Source organism: Kluyvera sp. 1366 (genome assembly GCF_054823405.1).
This window is the reverse complement of sequence record NZ_JBTRDW010000012.1, coordinates 12,636-27,216: the sequence shown is the minus strand read 5'-3', so window position 1 is coordinate 27,216 and position 14,581 is coordinate 12,636. Positions and strand designations below refer to the sequence as shown.

General features: G+C 55.4%; 12 protein-coding genes. 6 read left to right on the top strand and 6 right to left on the bottom strand.

Annotated elements, in window-relative coordinates; genetic code table 11:
• Together trmH and recG are read left to right on the top strand one after the other, a co-directional pair.
• A complete protein-coding gene (trmH, locus tag ACVLVH_RS21765) occupies positions 1–696 on the top strand; it encodes a tRNA (guanosine(18)-2'-O)-methyltransferase TrmH (RefSeq protein WP_101760710.1) in 696 nt (231 codons plus the stop codon).
• Entirely contained in the window at positions 693–2,771 is a 2,079-nt protein-coding gene (recG, locus tag ACVLVH_RS21760; RefSeq protein ID WP_192415284.1) for an ATP-dependent DNA helicase RecG, read from the top strand. Before trmH ends, recG begins: the two co-directional genes overlap by 4 nt.
• Here the strand turns inward: recG and ACVLVH_RS21755 are convergent.
• On the bottom strand, positions 2,768–3,253 hold the full coding sequence (locus ACVLVH_RS21755) for a MarR family winged helix-turn-helix transcriptional regulator (protein ID WP_192415283.1): 486 nt from the start codon (positions 3,251–3,253) through the stop codon (positions 2,768–2,770). The genes recG and ACVLVH_RS21755 overlap by 4 nt on opposite strands.
• 70 nt (positions 3,254–3,323) lie before the next feature.
• Between ACVLVH_RS21755 and ACVLVH_RS21750 the strand changes: the two genes are divergently transcribed.
• From ACVLVH_RS21750 to ACVLVH_RS21740, 3 genes are all read left to right on the top strand, one after another.
• Positions 3,324–4,259 (top strand): quinone oxidoreductase family protein, encoded by a 936-nt coding sequence (locus ACVLVH_RS21750; RefSeq protein WP_192415281.1) that lies wholly within the window; start codon positions 3,324–3,326, stop codon positions 4,257–4,259.
• A gap of 92 nt (positions 4,260–4,351) precedes the next feature.
• A complete protein-coding gene (locus tag ACVLVH_RS21745) occupies positions 4,352–5,737 on the top strand; it encodes a nucleobase:cation symporter-2 family protein (protein ID WP_192415280.1) in 1,386 nt (461 codons plus the stop codon).
• Between the two features lie 122 nt (positions 5,738–5,859).
• On the top strand, positions 5,860–7,539 hold the full coding sequence (locus tag ACVLVH_RS21740) for an AsmA family protein (RefSeq protein ID WP_192415278.1): 1,680 nt from the start codon (positions 5,860–5,862) through the stop codon (positions 7,537–7,539).
• A gap of 92 nt (positions 7,540–7,631) precedes the next feature.
• On the opposite strand, the gene fabY is transcribed toward ACVLVH_RS21740, so the two are convergent.
• The 5 genes from fabY to typA all read right to left on the bottom strand — a co-directional run bounded on the left by fabY (position 7,632) and on the right by typA (position 12,547).
• Positions 7,632–8,579 (bottom strand): fatty acid biosynthesis protein FabY, encoded by a 948-nt coding sequence (fabY, locus tag ACVLVH_RS21735; protein ID WP_101760715.1) that lies wholly within the window; start codon positions 8,577–8,579, stop codon positions 7,632–7,634.
• A 59-nt stretch (positions 8,580–8,638) separates the two neighbouring features.
• On the bottom strand, positions 8,639–9,076 hold the full coding sequence (gene dtd / locus ACVLVH_RS21730) for a D-aminoacyl-tRNA deacylase (RefSeq protein WP_101760716.1): 438 nt from the start codon (positions 9,074–9,076) through the stop codon (positions 8,639–8,641).
• Entirely contained in the window at positions 9,073–9,945 is an 873-nt protein-coding gene (locus ACVLVH_RS21725) for a virulence factor BrkB family protein (RefSeq protein ID WP_101760717.1), read from the bottom strand. Before ACVLVH_RS21725 ends, dtd begins: the two co-directional genes overlap by 4 nt.
• On the bottom strand, positions 9,946–10,542 hold the full coding sequence (gene yihX / locus ACVLVH_RS21720) for a glucose-1-phosphatase (protein WP_101760718.1): 597 nt from the start codon (positions 10,540–10,542) through the stop codon (positions 9,946–9,948). It lies immediately after the preceding gene.
• Between the two features lie 184 nt (positions 10,543–10,726).
• On the bottom strand, positions 10,727–12,547 hold the full coding sequence (typA, locus tag ACVLVH_RS21715) for a ribosome-dependent GTPase TypA (RefSeq protein WP_008109794.1): 1,821 nt from the start codon (positions 12,545–12,547) through the stop codon (positions 10,727–10,729).
• 439 nt (positions 12,548–12,986) lie between these two features.
• On the opposite strand from typA, the gene glnA reads away from it, so the two are divergent.
• Positions 12,987–14,396 (top strand): glutamate--ammonia ligase, encoded by a 1,410-nt coding sequence (gene glnA, locus ACVLVH_RS21710; RefSeq protein WP_007885243.1) that lies wholly within the window; start codon positions 12,987–12,989, stop codon positions 14,394–14,396.
• The last annotated feature ends 185 nt before the right edge of the window (positions 14,397–14,581 follow it).

Genomic DNA, 14,581 nt, shown 5'->3' with positions numbered 1-14,581 from the left:
ATGAACGCTCAACGTTTTGCCCGAATTCAGGAGATGCTGGCCCTGCGCCAGCACGATCTCACCGTCTGCATGGAACAGGTGCATAAACCGCATAACGTCTCGGCGGTGATCCGTACCGCCGATGCGGTGGGCATTCATGAAGTGCACGCCGTCTGGCCAAGCGTGCGTATGCGCACCATGGTTTCCGCTTCGGCCGGCAGCAACAGTTGGGTGAAGGTTAAAACGCATCAGCATATTGCAGATGCAGTGCGTCATCTGAAGGATGAAGGCATGCAGGTGCTGGCGACCAATCTGTCCGCCAAAGCGGTAGATTTTCGCGACATCGATTACACCAAACCGACCTGCATTCTCATGGGTCAGGAAAAAACCGGTATTACCGCTGAAGCGCTGGCGCTGGCCGATCAGGACATCGTTGTGCCGATGGTGGGCATGGTGCAGTCGCTCAATGTCTCGGTAGCTTCCGCGCTGATTTTGTATGAAGCGCAACGTCAGCGACAGAATGCCGGTATGTATCAGCGCACCTACAGCCTGCTGGATGAAGATGAGCAGCAGCGTTTGCTATTCGAAGGCGGTTATCCGGTGCTGGCTCGCGTCGCTAAGCAGAAAGGCCTGCCGTATCCGCACATCAATGGTCAGGGCGAAGTAGAAGCCGACGCCGAGTGGTGGGCCACCATGCAATCAACAGGTAGAAAATGAAAGGCCGTCTGCTGGATGCCATCCCGCTCAGTACCCTGACCGGCGTCGGCGCCAGTCAGGCGGGCAAGCTGGCCAAACTTGGCCTGTTCACCATTCAGGATCTACTGCTGCATCTGCCACTGCGTTACGAAGATCGCACCCAACTGTATAAAATCAATGACCTGCTGCCCGGCGTTTATGCCACGGTGGAAGGTGAAGTGCTGAGCAGCGAAATCACATTTGGTCGCCGCCGCATGTTGGTGTGCAACATCAGCGATGGCAGCGGCATGCTGACCATGCGCTTCTTTAATTTCAATGCCGGGATGAAAAACAGCCTGGCGCCGGGCCGTCGCGTTACCGCCTACGGCGAGATTAAGCGCGGTCAGCGCGGTGCTGAAATCATTCATCCCGAGTATCGCGTACAGGGCGAACAAGGCGGCGTTGAGCTGCAGGAAACCCTGACGCCGGTTTATCCCACTACCGAAGGCATTCGCCAGGCGACACTGCGCAATCTCACCGATCAGGCGTTGACGTTGCTGGAGAGCTGCCCAATTGCCGAGCTGCTACCATCGGAGCTGAGCGGCGGGCTGATTAGCCTGCCGGATGCACTACGCACGCTGCATCGTCCACCGCCGGATCTGCGTTTAAGTGAGCTGGATACTGGCCGCCATCCAGCACAGAAACGCTTAATTCTGGAAGAGCTACTGGCGCATAACCTCAGCATGCTAGCCGTACGCGCCGGTGCGCAGCGCCATCATGCATTGCCGATGACGGCGCGCCACGAGCTGGTTGATCAGCTACTGGCGGCGCTGCCCTTCTCGCCAACCGGTGCGCAACAGCGTGTGGTGGCAGAAATTGAAAAGGATTTGGCCAACGATTTTCCGATGATGCGTTTGGTGCAGGGCGATGTCGGCTCCGGTAAAACGCTGGTGGCCGCACTGGCGGCACTGAACGTCATCGCACACGGCAAACAGGTAGCGCTGATGGCACCGACCGAGCTGCTGGCCGAGCAGCATGCCAACAACTTCCGCCAGTGGTTTGCTCCGCTGGGAATTGAAGTGGGCTGGCTGGCGGGCAAGCAGAAAGGCAAAGCGCGTGAAGCGCAGCAGGAAGCCATTGCCAGCGGTCAGGTCGCGATGGTGGTCGGCACCCACGCGCTGTTCCAGGAACAGGTGAAATTCAACGGCATGGCGCTGGTGATCATTGATGAGCAGCATCGCTTTGGCGTGCACCAGCGCTTAGCGCTGTGGGAAAAAGGCGAGGAGCAAGGTTTCCATCCGCATCAGCTGATCATGACCGCTACGCCGATTCCGCGCACGCTGGCGATGACGGCTTACGCCGATCTCGATACCTCCACCATCGACGAACTACCGCCAGGTCGTACGCCGGTGACCACGGTGGCGATTCCCGACAGCCGCCGCAGTGAGATCATCACGCGCGTGCAAAGCGCCTGCCACGAAGGGCGTCAGGCTTATTGGGTGTGTACGCTGATTGAAGAGTCGGAAGTGCTGGAAGCGCAGGCGGCAGAAGCAACGTGGGAAGAGCTGAAAGTGGCGCTGCCCGATTTGCAGGTTGGCCTGGTACACGGCCGCATGAAGCCTGCCGAAAAGCAGGCGGTGATGGCGGCGTTTAAGGCCAATGAAATCCAGCTGCTGATCGCCACCACGGTGATCGAAGTGGGCGTGGATGTGCCGAATGCCAGCCTGATGATTATCGAAAACCCGGAACGTCTCGGTTTGGCTCAGTTACATCAGCTGCGCGGCCGCGTAGGCCGTGGTGCTGTCGCTTCACACTGCGTGTTGTTGTACAAAGCGCCGCTCAGCAAAACCGCGCAGAAGCGGTTGCAGGTGCTGCGCGATAGCAACGACGGCTTCGTGATTGCCCAGCACGATCTGGAGATTCGCGGTCCGGGTGAAATGCTCGGCACACGTCAAACCGGCAACGCCGAGTTTAAAGTAGCGGATTTACTGCGCGATCAGGGCATGATTCCCGAAGTTCAGCGCGTGGCGCGTCATATCCACCAGCACTATCCAGAGCAGGCGCAGGCACTGATTGAGCGCTGGCTGCCGGAAACCGAGCGCTACAGTAACGCTTAATCCGCCGTCTTGCTTTTATCGATGGCAATAAAATCCCCGACAAATTTCTGCAGCAGACGCGCCAGCTCGGCGCGCTCTTCATCCGGCCAGCTGGCAAACAGGTTCTGATAAATTTGCGCGCGCGCCGCATCGATTTTGTCAGTCATCGCTTTACCTGCCGCAGTGATCACCGCTTCATTCACCCGTTTGTCTTTGGCATTTTTCTGGCGCTGCGCCAGCCCTAACTCCTCCAGCTTCGCCACCTGACGACTGACGGTGGTGTAATCGCGTCCGGCCCGCTCCGCCAGCTCCACCACGCCAATTGGCCCGAAGCGACCGATTTGAATCAGTAGCGGAAACAGCGCACGATCGAGCTGAATATTTGACTCTTTTATCAATAATTCATCACGTTGTGGACGATTGAAAGTTCCTACAATCATCAGCAGCGCGTTGTGCAGATCATCAAATGCAGCACCATTATGTGTATTTTGCACACTTTTCATTGACGTTATCCTGAGGTAAGCCTAATGTGTGCATATTACACATAGTTTCCGCTTAACTGAAGGTGAAAGCATGAAAGCAGCGATAGTTTCCGCGGCAGGTGAACTGCCCGTTTACGGTGATTTTCCTGAACCGCAGGCTGATGAAAGCCATGTGGTGGTAACAGTGAAAGCCGCCGCCGTTAGCCAGCTGGCAAAAGCACGCGCCGCCGGAACGCATTACAGCGCGGCCGCGCACTATCCCTTTATTACCGGCATCGATGGTACCGGCACGCTGAGTAATGGCGATCCGGTTTACTTCCTTGCCTTTAATGCACCTTGGGGCAGCATGGCGGAGAGAACCTTAGTGCCCGCCGACAGCATCGTTTCGTTGCCGCCGAAATTGGATCCGGTGCTGGCCGCTGCGCTGGCGAATCCGGGCATGTCATCCTGGGCGGCATTAACCCGACGCGCCCAGCTGCGCACTGGTGAAACCGTATTGATCAATGGCGCAACCGGCACGTCGGGCGGTTTAGCGGTGCGTATCGCACAGCATCTGGGTGCAGGCAAAATTATCGCCACCGGTCGTAATCGCGCCGCGCTGGATCAACTGCGCGCGCAGGGCGCCGACCTCACTTTCACGCTGGATGAATTGCCGGACGCGTTACCGGCGTTGATGAAAGAAGGTGTTGATGTGGTACTCGATTATCTGTGGGGCCAGAGCGCACTCGATATCATGCACGCCGCCGTAGCGGGCGGAGAGAAAACGGTACGCTTTGTGCAAATCGGTTCCTTAAGCGGACAGGAAATTACCCTGCACAGTAAACTGCTGCGCTCGTCCGGGCTGACATTAATGGGCAGCGGCCTCGGCAGCGTGTCGGATAAAGAGTTGATCGCCTGCATCGGCGAAATGCTGACGGCCGCCGCCGAGAGCGATTTTTCGATCGCCTTCCAGATGCGCTCGCTGAGTGACGTCGCGCTGGCGTGGCAGGAAGATGACAGCCGTTGCCGTACGGTGTTTACGCTTTAGATCAACGGAAGTAAAAAGGGGCATTGCAAACGATTGCTTTCACAACGCAACCGTTTAAAATCGCCCCTTTGTTGTAATTGAGAACGTCCACCATGTCCGTCAACACCGCTGAAACTCGCCAGCCTGCCAGCGCTGCAAGCCCGAAAAGTGAACTGATTTACCGCCTCGAAGACCGTCCACCGTTACCGCAAACCTTGTTTGCTGCCTGTCAGCATTTGCTGGCGATGTTTGTCGCGGTGATTACGCCAGCGCTGCTGATTTGCCAGGCGCTGGGTTTACCGGCACAGGACACGCAACACATCATCAGCATGTCGCTGTTTGCCTCGGGCGTGGCATCCATTCTGCAAATCAAAACCTGGGGACCGGTGGGCTCTGGCCTGTTGTCGATTCAGGGCACCAGCTTTAACTTCGTGACGCCGCTGATCATGGGCGGCATGGCGCTGAAAAATGGTGGCGTTGATGTGCCGACCATGATGGCGGCGCTGTTTGGCACGCTGATGGTGGCGTCTTGTACCGAAATGGTGCTGTCACGCGTGTTGCACCTGGCGCGCCGCATCATTACGCCGCTGGTTTCCGGCATTGTGGTGGTGATTATTGGCCTGTCGCTGATTCAGGTCGGTTTGACCTCCATCGGCGGCGGCTTTGCGGCGATGAGCGATCACACGTTTGGCGCTCCGAAAAACTTGTTGCTGGCAGCTTCGGTATTGGTGGTGATTATCCTGCTTAATCGTCAGCGTAATGCTTATCTGCGCGTGGCTTCGCTGGTGATCGCGATGGCGGTAGGTTATGCGCTGGCCTGGGCGCTGGATATGCTGCCCACCACCAGCACGCCAGCCGATCAGCCGCTGATTGCCGTGCCATCGCCGCTCTACTACGGCCTGGGCTTTGACTGGAATCTGCTGATCCCGCTGATGTTGGTGTTTATGGTGACCTCGCTGGAAACCATCGGCGACATCACCGCGACTTCTGATGTTTCCGAGCAGCCGGTAAGTGGCCCGCTGTATATGAAGCGTCTGAAAGGCGGCGTGTTGGCCAACGGTCTTAACTCCTTTGTCTCAGCGCTGTTCAACACCTTCCCGAATTCCTGTTTTGGCCAGAACAACGGCGTGATTCAGCTTACCGGCGTTGCCAGCCGCTATGTGGGCTTTGTCGTGGCGCTGATGCTGATCGTGCTTGGCCTGTTCCCAGCCGTGAGTGGTTTTGTGCAGCATATTCCAGAACCGGTGCTGGGCGGTGCCACCATTGTGATGTTTGGTACCATCGCCGCATCTGGCGTGCGCATCGTTTCGCGTGAACCGCTGAATCGTCGTGCCATCATGATTATCGCGCTGTCGCTGGCGGTAGGTTTGGGCGTTTCTCAGCAGCCGCTGATTCTGCAATTTGCCCCGGACTGGCTGAAAACCCTGCTTTCATCTGGCATTGCGGCCGGTGGGATTACCGCCATCGTGCTGAACCTGATCTTCCCGCAAGAAAAGTAATCCTGCAGGCAGGCTTCGGCCTGCCTGATATTTATCCGCATTTACATCCAGGCTGTTGAGCTGTAACGGTAATTCAGGCATAACAACCACTCACCGGATAAATATCGGGATGGATGAGTGCGATGAAATTTTTAGGCAAGTTTTTCCTTACCTTACTGCTGCTAATTCTGCTGGCGCTGGTAGTGCTGTATGTGTTGCTACAAACACAATGGGGCGCAGGTTGGTTTAGCCGCTGGGTAAGCGATAAAACCGCCTGGCATCTCTCTCTCAGCAAGATTGAGCACGACTTCTCCTCCCCTTCGCATATCATTCTCGATGACTTCAGCTTTGGTCATGATGGTCAGCCCGCCGTGTTGGTGGCGAAACGCGTTGATCTTGGCCTTGCGCTGGTTCAGTTCAGCGATCCACTGCACTTCAACAGCATCGAAGTGCGCGACGGTGAAATCAATCTCGCCAATCAAGCGCCCGATACCACGCTGCCGATTCAGGCCAATCGCCTGCAGCTGAATAATGTGCGTATTGAGAATCCGCACAGCACATTGCCGATGACCGCTCAGCGCGTGAATGGCGGTCTTCTGCCGTGGAAACCGCTGCCTAACGACGTGCTGGGCAGCGATGCGCAGTTCCAGATCAGCGCTGGCACCCTGACGCTGGATGGCGTACCGGGTAACAACGTGCTGCTGCAGGGCAGTATCAAGCAACGTCGTCTGGTGCTGAGCAATATCGGCGCCGATCTGGCGCGCGGTTCGATGACCGGCAATGCCGAGCGCGATGCGCAGGGCAACTGGAAGATCGACCAACTGCGCCTCAACGATATCCGCTTGCAAACCCATCAAAGCCTGAGCGACTTCCTCAATCCGCTGCGCGCTGTGCCTTCTGTGAGCATCAACCGTCTGGATATGACCGATGCACGCCTGCAAGGACCTGACTGGGCGGTGACCGATCTCGATTTAACCCTGAAAAATGTCACCCTGCGCGGCGATGATTGGGAAAGCGATGGCGGTTCTCTCTCCATGAATGCCGGGAATTTTATTAACGGTGGCTTTGAGCTCAACGATCCTATCGTCAATGCCGAATTCTCGGCGCAGGGCATCGCGCTGACGCAGTTCAGTTCGCGCTGGGTGAATGGCGTGGTGCGCGCCAGTGGCAACTGGACGCGCAGCGACAAACGTCTGACGCTGGATGAACTGGCGATCGCCGGGCTGGAATATACTTTGCCGCAAAACTGGCGTGAACGCTGGCAGCAAACCTTACCGGACTGGCTGGATAGCGTGCTAATAACCCGCGCTACTGCCAACCGTAACCTGATTATTGATATCAATCCGGCGTTCCCGTTCCAGATGACGTCACTGGATGGCAGCGCGAATAATCTGTTACTGGCGCGTCAACATCAGTGGGGAATCTGGTCCGGTAAAGCCAGCTTCAACGCGGCCGAAGCCACCTTCAATCGTACCGATCTGCGTCATCCGTCCATTGCGCTGAATGCCAACGATCAACAGATTCAGGTAACAGAATTGAGCGCCTTTAACGGCAGCGGTTTACTGGAAGGATCAGCAACGGTTGGGCAGGACGCGCAACGTCCGTTGACGCTGAATCTGAAAGGCCAGGCTGTGCCGGCAAACGTGCTGGGCAATTGGGGTTGGCCAACGCTGCAGTTGAGTGGTAACAGTAATTTACAGCTGCAGCTGAAAGGTTCGCTGAACGCCAGCGCGCCGCTGCGCCCCAGCGTGGATGGCACGTTGTCGGTAACCACCGATGCCCAAGCTGTACAGCAAACGATGCGTGGCGGGCAAGTGCAATAATTCTGTAGCGGCGCGATTCATTGCGCTCTTTTGACTTTAAAAAGCGATGCGCAATAAATTGCGCCGCTACAGTAGGTAAAAAAATTGCAGGACTAATCGATACGGGCGCCGGAGCCGCCCTCTTCCAGTGCTCCGTCAGAATCGGCGGGCAGCACGATATACACACCTTCGAATACCGCGCCCAGCTCATCATCCCCAAACAGCTCCACTTCCATCTGCACGCGCGCTTTGCGGCCACGCGCCAGACGATCAAGATCGCCGCTGAGCGAGCCGAGATCGGCAATCGCGCCCGGACGGCCGCTGATCGGTTTGCTGTAGCGAATATGCGCATCCGCCAGAATAATGGTGCCACCGAGATGGCGCTCGCGCAGCAGCAGCCAAATTAACCCCCAACCGGTGAGCGTGGCGAGCGAGAACAAGCTGCCCGCAAATAGGGTGTGATGGGGATTCTGGTTGCCCGCTTCGGGCATGGTGGTAACGAATTTCTGCCCGGTATATTGCAGAATGCGCACGCCCATTTTTTCACTCAGCGGAATGTGCTCGTACCAGGCTTGTTGCAGCTGTCCGCACCAGTCGGCGCGATGCAGAATATCGTCGAGCGTCACAACCGGTTTAATCATCAGGAAGTGACGCACCGGCGTGGTTTGCGGCGCGGTGATTTCGCCCTGATTGACGTAGCCGAGCTTGGCAAAGAATTCGACGGCGTCTTCACGCGCGCTACAGGTGACGCGTTTTGCCCCTTCCTGACGCGCGACTGATTCCAGCGTCATCGCCACCAGCGTGCCAAGACCTTTGCCCTGCACCGAAGGATGCACGGCGAGGAAGCGAATCGCGGCTTCGTTCTCGGCATTGATGTACAGACGGCCGATTGCCACCGGTTTGCCTTGCTCATCCACCACCATTTGATGATGCGCCAGCGCATCCCAGGCATCACGCTCAGAACCCTGCGGCTGACGCAGCGGCTTTCGTAACATTTCCCAGCGGAACTGGTAATACATATCCAGCTCTTCCGCCGTTTGCGGTACGCGAAGATGATACATAAAGTGATTCTCTCGTTCGAAGCTTGCGTGGCTAAGTCCTTGCCGCTCGGCTGAAACCCTCACACCTGTAACCAGAAGGTCACCGGACCATCGTTTACCAACGAAACCTGCATATTGGCGGCGAAGCGCCCGTTTGCGGTGGCCACACCCTGTGCACGGCAGCAATCGCTAAAGTATTCATAGAGGCGCTCGGCTTCCGCCGGTTCTGCGCCGCCAGAAAAAGAGGGACGCATACCTTTATTGGTATCTGCGGCGAGAGTGAATTGCGACACCACCAGCACGCTGCCACCTGCCTGCTGCACATTAAGATTCATTTTGTCATTCTCATCCGCAAAGATACGGTAGCCCAGCACGCGCTCGGTTAATCGCTGCGCTTTTTGTTCGTCATCGCCCTTTTCCACACCCAATAACACCAGCAAGCCGGCGCCAATTTCGCCCACTGTCGCGTCGTCAACGCTGACACTGGCGCGGCTGACGCGCTGAATCAAAGCAATCATGTTTCCTCACGTTCTTTTTCGCGTTCCTGCTGTTTTAGCTGGCGATAGTCATCCAGCGTGACGGTGATTTCCGCGCCTAACAACACAATACACCACGACCAATAGACCCATAGGAACAGAATGGGGATGACCGCCAGAACGCCGTAAATTAACTGATACGAAGGGAACATCGTAACATAGAGCGCAAAGCCTTTTTTACCCAGCTCGAACAGCAACCCGGCAACGATGGCGCCGATCAGTGCATCACGCGTCGGCACGCGCCGCGTCGGCACAATGCTATACAGCAGCCAGAAAGCGAGGATCGAGAGGCACAGCGGGAATATGCGCAGCAGATGATCGATCAAGCTGGTGACGCCCGTGACGTTCACCCAGCGCAGCGACAGCAGATAGGAGCTGAGCGCTAAACTTGCGCCGGCCAGCAGCGGGCCCAGCGTTAAGATCATCCAGTAAACAGCAAAGGAGTAGACCATTGGACGCGGTTTATCGCTGCGCCAGATGGCGTTCAATGCGCTGTCCACCGAATGCATCAGCAGCAGCGCGGTGACGATCAACCCCACAATGCCGACCGCCGTCATCTTATTGACGTTGGCGACAAACTGATCGAGATAACGCTGAATCACGTCGCCCGTTGCCGGAATGAAGTTGGTAAAGATGAAGTTCTTCAACTGCACGCTGATGTCCGAGAACATCGGAAAAGCAGCAAACAGAGCGAACACCACGGCAATCAGCGGCACCAATGCCAGCAATGAGACGTAGGCGAGATTACCCGCCTGCGTCGTCATGTTGTCATCGTCAACGCGTCGCCACAGCAGTTTTACCCACAAATAAAAGGCATGCGCCGAGTGGCGCAGATGTCGATGGTTCAGCACTCAGAGACGACCTGCAAACCAGTCCGGCACAGTTTTCTCATCAACCACCAGCACGCTCTCAATGCCGAGTGCGCGCGCAGCGTCGATATTGGCCTGATTATCATCGAAAAATACCGCCTGATCGGCCTGATAACCTTCGTGCTGCAGCACATAGTTGTAGATGCGCGCTTCCGGCTTACGCATGCCGATATCCTGCGACATATAAAGATGATCGGCCGCCTGTTGAACATCGGGATATTGGGTTGGCCAGAACTCGAAGTGCAGCTGATTGGTATTGGACAGGATCACCACGCGCTCGCCATTGGCACGCAGCTTGTTCATGATCGCCAGCGTTTCCGGACGCACGCCGACAAAGACCGCCTGCCAGCCAGCAGTGAATTGCGGATAGCTCAACGCGATATCCAGCTGGTCGCAAATGCGCGCAGCGAATTCTGGATCGCTGATTTCGCCACGTTCGTGTTTCTCAAAAGCCTCATCCATGCGGAAACGACTTTGTAGCGTGGATAACGGCACGCGCCCTAAGTCGCTCCAGACGCCGAGCACACGATTGAAATCGATATCAACAATCACATTGCCTAAATCAAAGATGTACAGCATGACGCCTCTCCTTTTCGTTCCCTGGATCATTCACTTTAGCGGCAAAAGTGGGAGCTGAACAGGGACGAGGGGCGGGAAATCAGTAATCTGGAAGCGGAGGCAAACTTCATTAAGCGAGCGTTGCAGCGGGTTGCAGGCATAAAAAAGCCCCGCGGGTGCGGGGCTCAATATCAGACTGTTTCGCTTACTCTTTGCTGCCGCGAGAAGAACGTTTACGATCGTTCTCGGTCAGATGACGTTTACGAATACGGACTGACAGCGGAGTCACTTCTACCAGTTCGTCATCATCGATGAACTCGATAGCCTGTTCCAGGGTCATTTTCTGCGGTGGAACCAGAGTGGTGGCTTCGTCAGTACCTGACGCACGCATGTTGGTCAGTTTCTTACCGGTCAGGCAGTTTACTGTCAGGTCGTTAGAACGGCTGTGAATACCAATGATCTGGCCTTCATACACTTCCGCACCGTGACCGAGGAACAGCTTGCCGCGATCCTGCAGACCGAACAGGGCGAACGCTACCGCTTTACCCTGACCGTTAGAGATCAGCACGCCGTTCTGACGCTGGCCCACTTCGCCCGGACGAACATCGTCATAGTGGCTGAAGGTGGAGTACAGCAGACCGGTACCTGAAGTCATGGTCATGAATTCGTTACGGAAGCCGATCAGACCACGGCTTGGGATCATGTAGTCGAGACGTACACGGCCTTTACCATCTGGATCCATGTTTTTCAGGTCGCCTTTACGCTCACCCATCGCTTGCATCACAGAACCCTGGTGGGTTTCTTCGATGTCGAGGGTCACGTTTTCGAATGGCTCCTGCTTACGGCCTTCGTGCTCGCGGAAGATAACTTTCGGACGGGATACCGCCAGCTCGAAACCTTCACGACGCATGTTTTCGATCAGAACCGACAAGTGCAGCTCACCACGACCGGAAACGCGGAACGCATCCGAATCTTCGGTTTCTTCAACGCGCAGTGCCACGTTGTGTACCAGCTCTTTGTTCAAACGCTCCAGGATCTGGCGCGAGGTCACGAACTTACCTTCTTTACCGCAGAACGGTGAGGTGTTCACGTTGAAGAACATGGTAACGGTTGGCTCATCAACGCTCAGGGCTGGCAGCGCTTCCACATTCTGCGTGTCGCAGATGGTGTCAGAAATGTTCAGCTCGCCCAGACCGGTGATCGCGATGATGTCGCCCGCTTCCGCCAGAGTGCTTTCAATGCGCTCCAGACCAAGGTGGCCCAGCACTTTACCGACTTTACCGTTACGGGTTTTGCCTTCGCTATCAATGATAGTGACCTGCTGGTTCGGCTTCACAGTACCGCGCTTGATGCGGCCGATGCCGATCACGCCCAGATAGTTGTTGTAGTCCAGCTGCGAGATCTGCATCTGCAGTGGCGCTTCAACTTCAACCTGAGGTGGAGAAACGTGGTCAACGATCGCCTGATACAGCGGGGTCATGTCGTCAGCCATGTCGGTATGTTCCAGACCCGCGATACCGTTCAGCGCCGAAGCGAAGATAATCGGGAAGTCCAGCTGCTCGTCAGTCGCATCCAGGTTAACGAACAGGTCAAATACCTGATCAACAACCCAATCAGGACGCGCGCCCGGACGGTCAACTTTGTTGATAACCACAATCGGCTTCAAACCATGAGCAAATGCTTTCTTGGTTACGAAGCGGGTTTGCGGCATAGGGCCATCCATCGCATCTACAACCAGCAGCACCGAATCCACCATGGACATGACGCGCTCCACTTCACCACCGAAGTCGGCGTGTCCTGGGGTATCAACGATGTTGATACGGTAGTCATTCCATTTGATGGCGGTGTTTTTTGCGAGGATGGTAATCCCACGCTCTTTCTCCAAATCGTTGGAGTCCATTACGCGCTCAGTCGCTTCGGTACGAGCATCAAAAGTACCGGACTGTTGGAGCAGCTTGTCAACCAGGGTGGTCTTACCATGGTCAACGTGCGCGATGATGGCGATGTTACGCAAATTTTCGATCACAGCTTTGCCTCAGGCATTATAGAAATAACGCGGTATTGTACACGGATTAAGCGGAAGACTGAACATGATCACAGATTTCGCCGAAAGTTTCTTATAGCGCTGGTTTTTAGCACCGTTTTCGGTGCATTAATCTGCACTGCGATAGTAATTTGCACCAAATTGGTGCTTAACTTCACCTGTGGCGCACCATAACGATGCATGCAATCCATCCTGGTGCAGCCTTCGACTCACGAAAGGGCGCATTGTAGCGCCATTTTCGCCATTGTCATAAAGTTGGCACAGAATTCGCTTTATATATTTTAAGCGAAAACGACAGTTATAAAACGGTTGAAAGAGCTTGCCGAGATCTTTGGTTAGGAGTGGTCAGCAGTCGTGACACATTCCCGGCAACGAAGTTCTCTCACCATGACGATAATGACCATTTCCAGGAGAGTTGAGTATGTCCGCTGAACACGTTCTCTCGATGATGAACGAGCATGAAGTTAAGTTTGTTGACCTGCGTTTTACCGATACCAAAGGTAAAGAACAGCACGTTACTATCCCTGCTCACCAGGTTAACGCTGACTTCTTCGAAGAAGGCAAAATGTTCGATGGCTCCTCCATCGGTGGCTGGAAAGGCATTAACGAATCAGACATGGTGCTGATGCCGGATGCAACCACTGCAGTCATGGATCCGTTCTTCGAAGACTCGACCCTGATCATCCGTTGCGACATCCTTGAGCCAGGCACACTGCAGGGCTACGACCGTGACCCACGCTCCATTGCTAAGCGTGCAGAAGAGTTCCTGCGTTCTTCAGGCATCGCGGATACCGTGCTGTTTGGACCAGAGCCAGAGTTCTTCCTGTTCGATGACATCCGTTTCGGTTCTTCTACTTCAGGTTCACACGTGGCTATCGACGATATCGAAGCAGCCTGGAACACCGGTAAAGAGTACGAAGGCGGTAACAAAGGTCACCGTCCAGGTCTGAAAGGCGGTTACTTCCCAGTGCCACCGGTTGACTCAGCACAGGACATCCGTTCTGCTATGTGTCTGACCATGGAGCAGATGGGTCTGGTGGTTGAAGCACATCACCACGAAGTAGCCACAGCTGGTCAGAACGAAGTGGCAACCCGCTTCAACACCATGACCAAAAAAGCTGACGAAATTCAGATCTACAAATACGTGGTGCACAACGTTGCTCACGCGTACGGCAAAACGGCAACCTTTATGCCTAAGCCAATGTTCGGCGATAACGGTTCTGGTATGCACTGCCACATGTCTCTGTCAAAAGGCGGCGTGAACCTGTTCTCTGGCGACAAGTACGGCGGCCTGTCTGAAACTGCTCTGTTCTATATTGGCGGTATCATCAAGCACGCTAAAGCGATCAACGCCCTGGCGAACCCAACCACCAACTCCTACAAGCGTCTGGTCCCAGGCTACGAAGCGCCAGTTATGCTGGCTTACTCTGCCCGTAACCGTTCTGCTTCTATCCGTATCCCAGTGGTTGCCAGCCCGAAAGCACGTCGTATCGAAGCACGCTTCCCGGATCCAGCGGCTAACCCATACCTGGCATTCACCGCGCTGCTGATGGCCGGTCTTGATGGTGTTATCAACAAGATCCACCCTGGCGATGCGATGGACAAAAACCTGTATGACCTGCCACCGGAAGAAGAAGCTGAGATTCCAAAAGTTGCAGGTTCTCTGGAAGAAGCGCTGAACGCACTGAACGAAGACCGCGAGTTCCTGACCCGTGGCGGCGTGTTCACTGATGACGCTATCGATGCGTACATCGAACTGCGTAAGCCAGAAGTTGACCGCGTGCGTATGACTCCGCACCCAGTTGAGTTCGAACTGTACTACAGCGTTTAATTTAAAAATTTCAGCTCCCTGTTCACGCACTCTTTTTGCTGCGTGAACAGCCTGAAAGATTTTTAATTGCCGTGGAAACTTTAGCCCATCTCCGGATGGGCTTTTTTCTCCGCGCATTCATGGTTCGAAGCACAGATTTCCGTCCTGAAAGGCTATGATGCACTAAATTAGTGCAGAGGAACGCT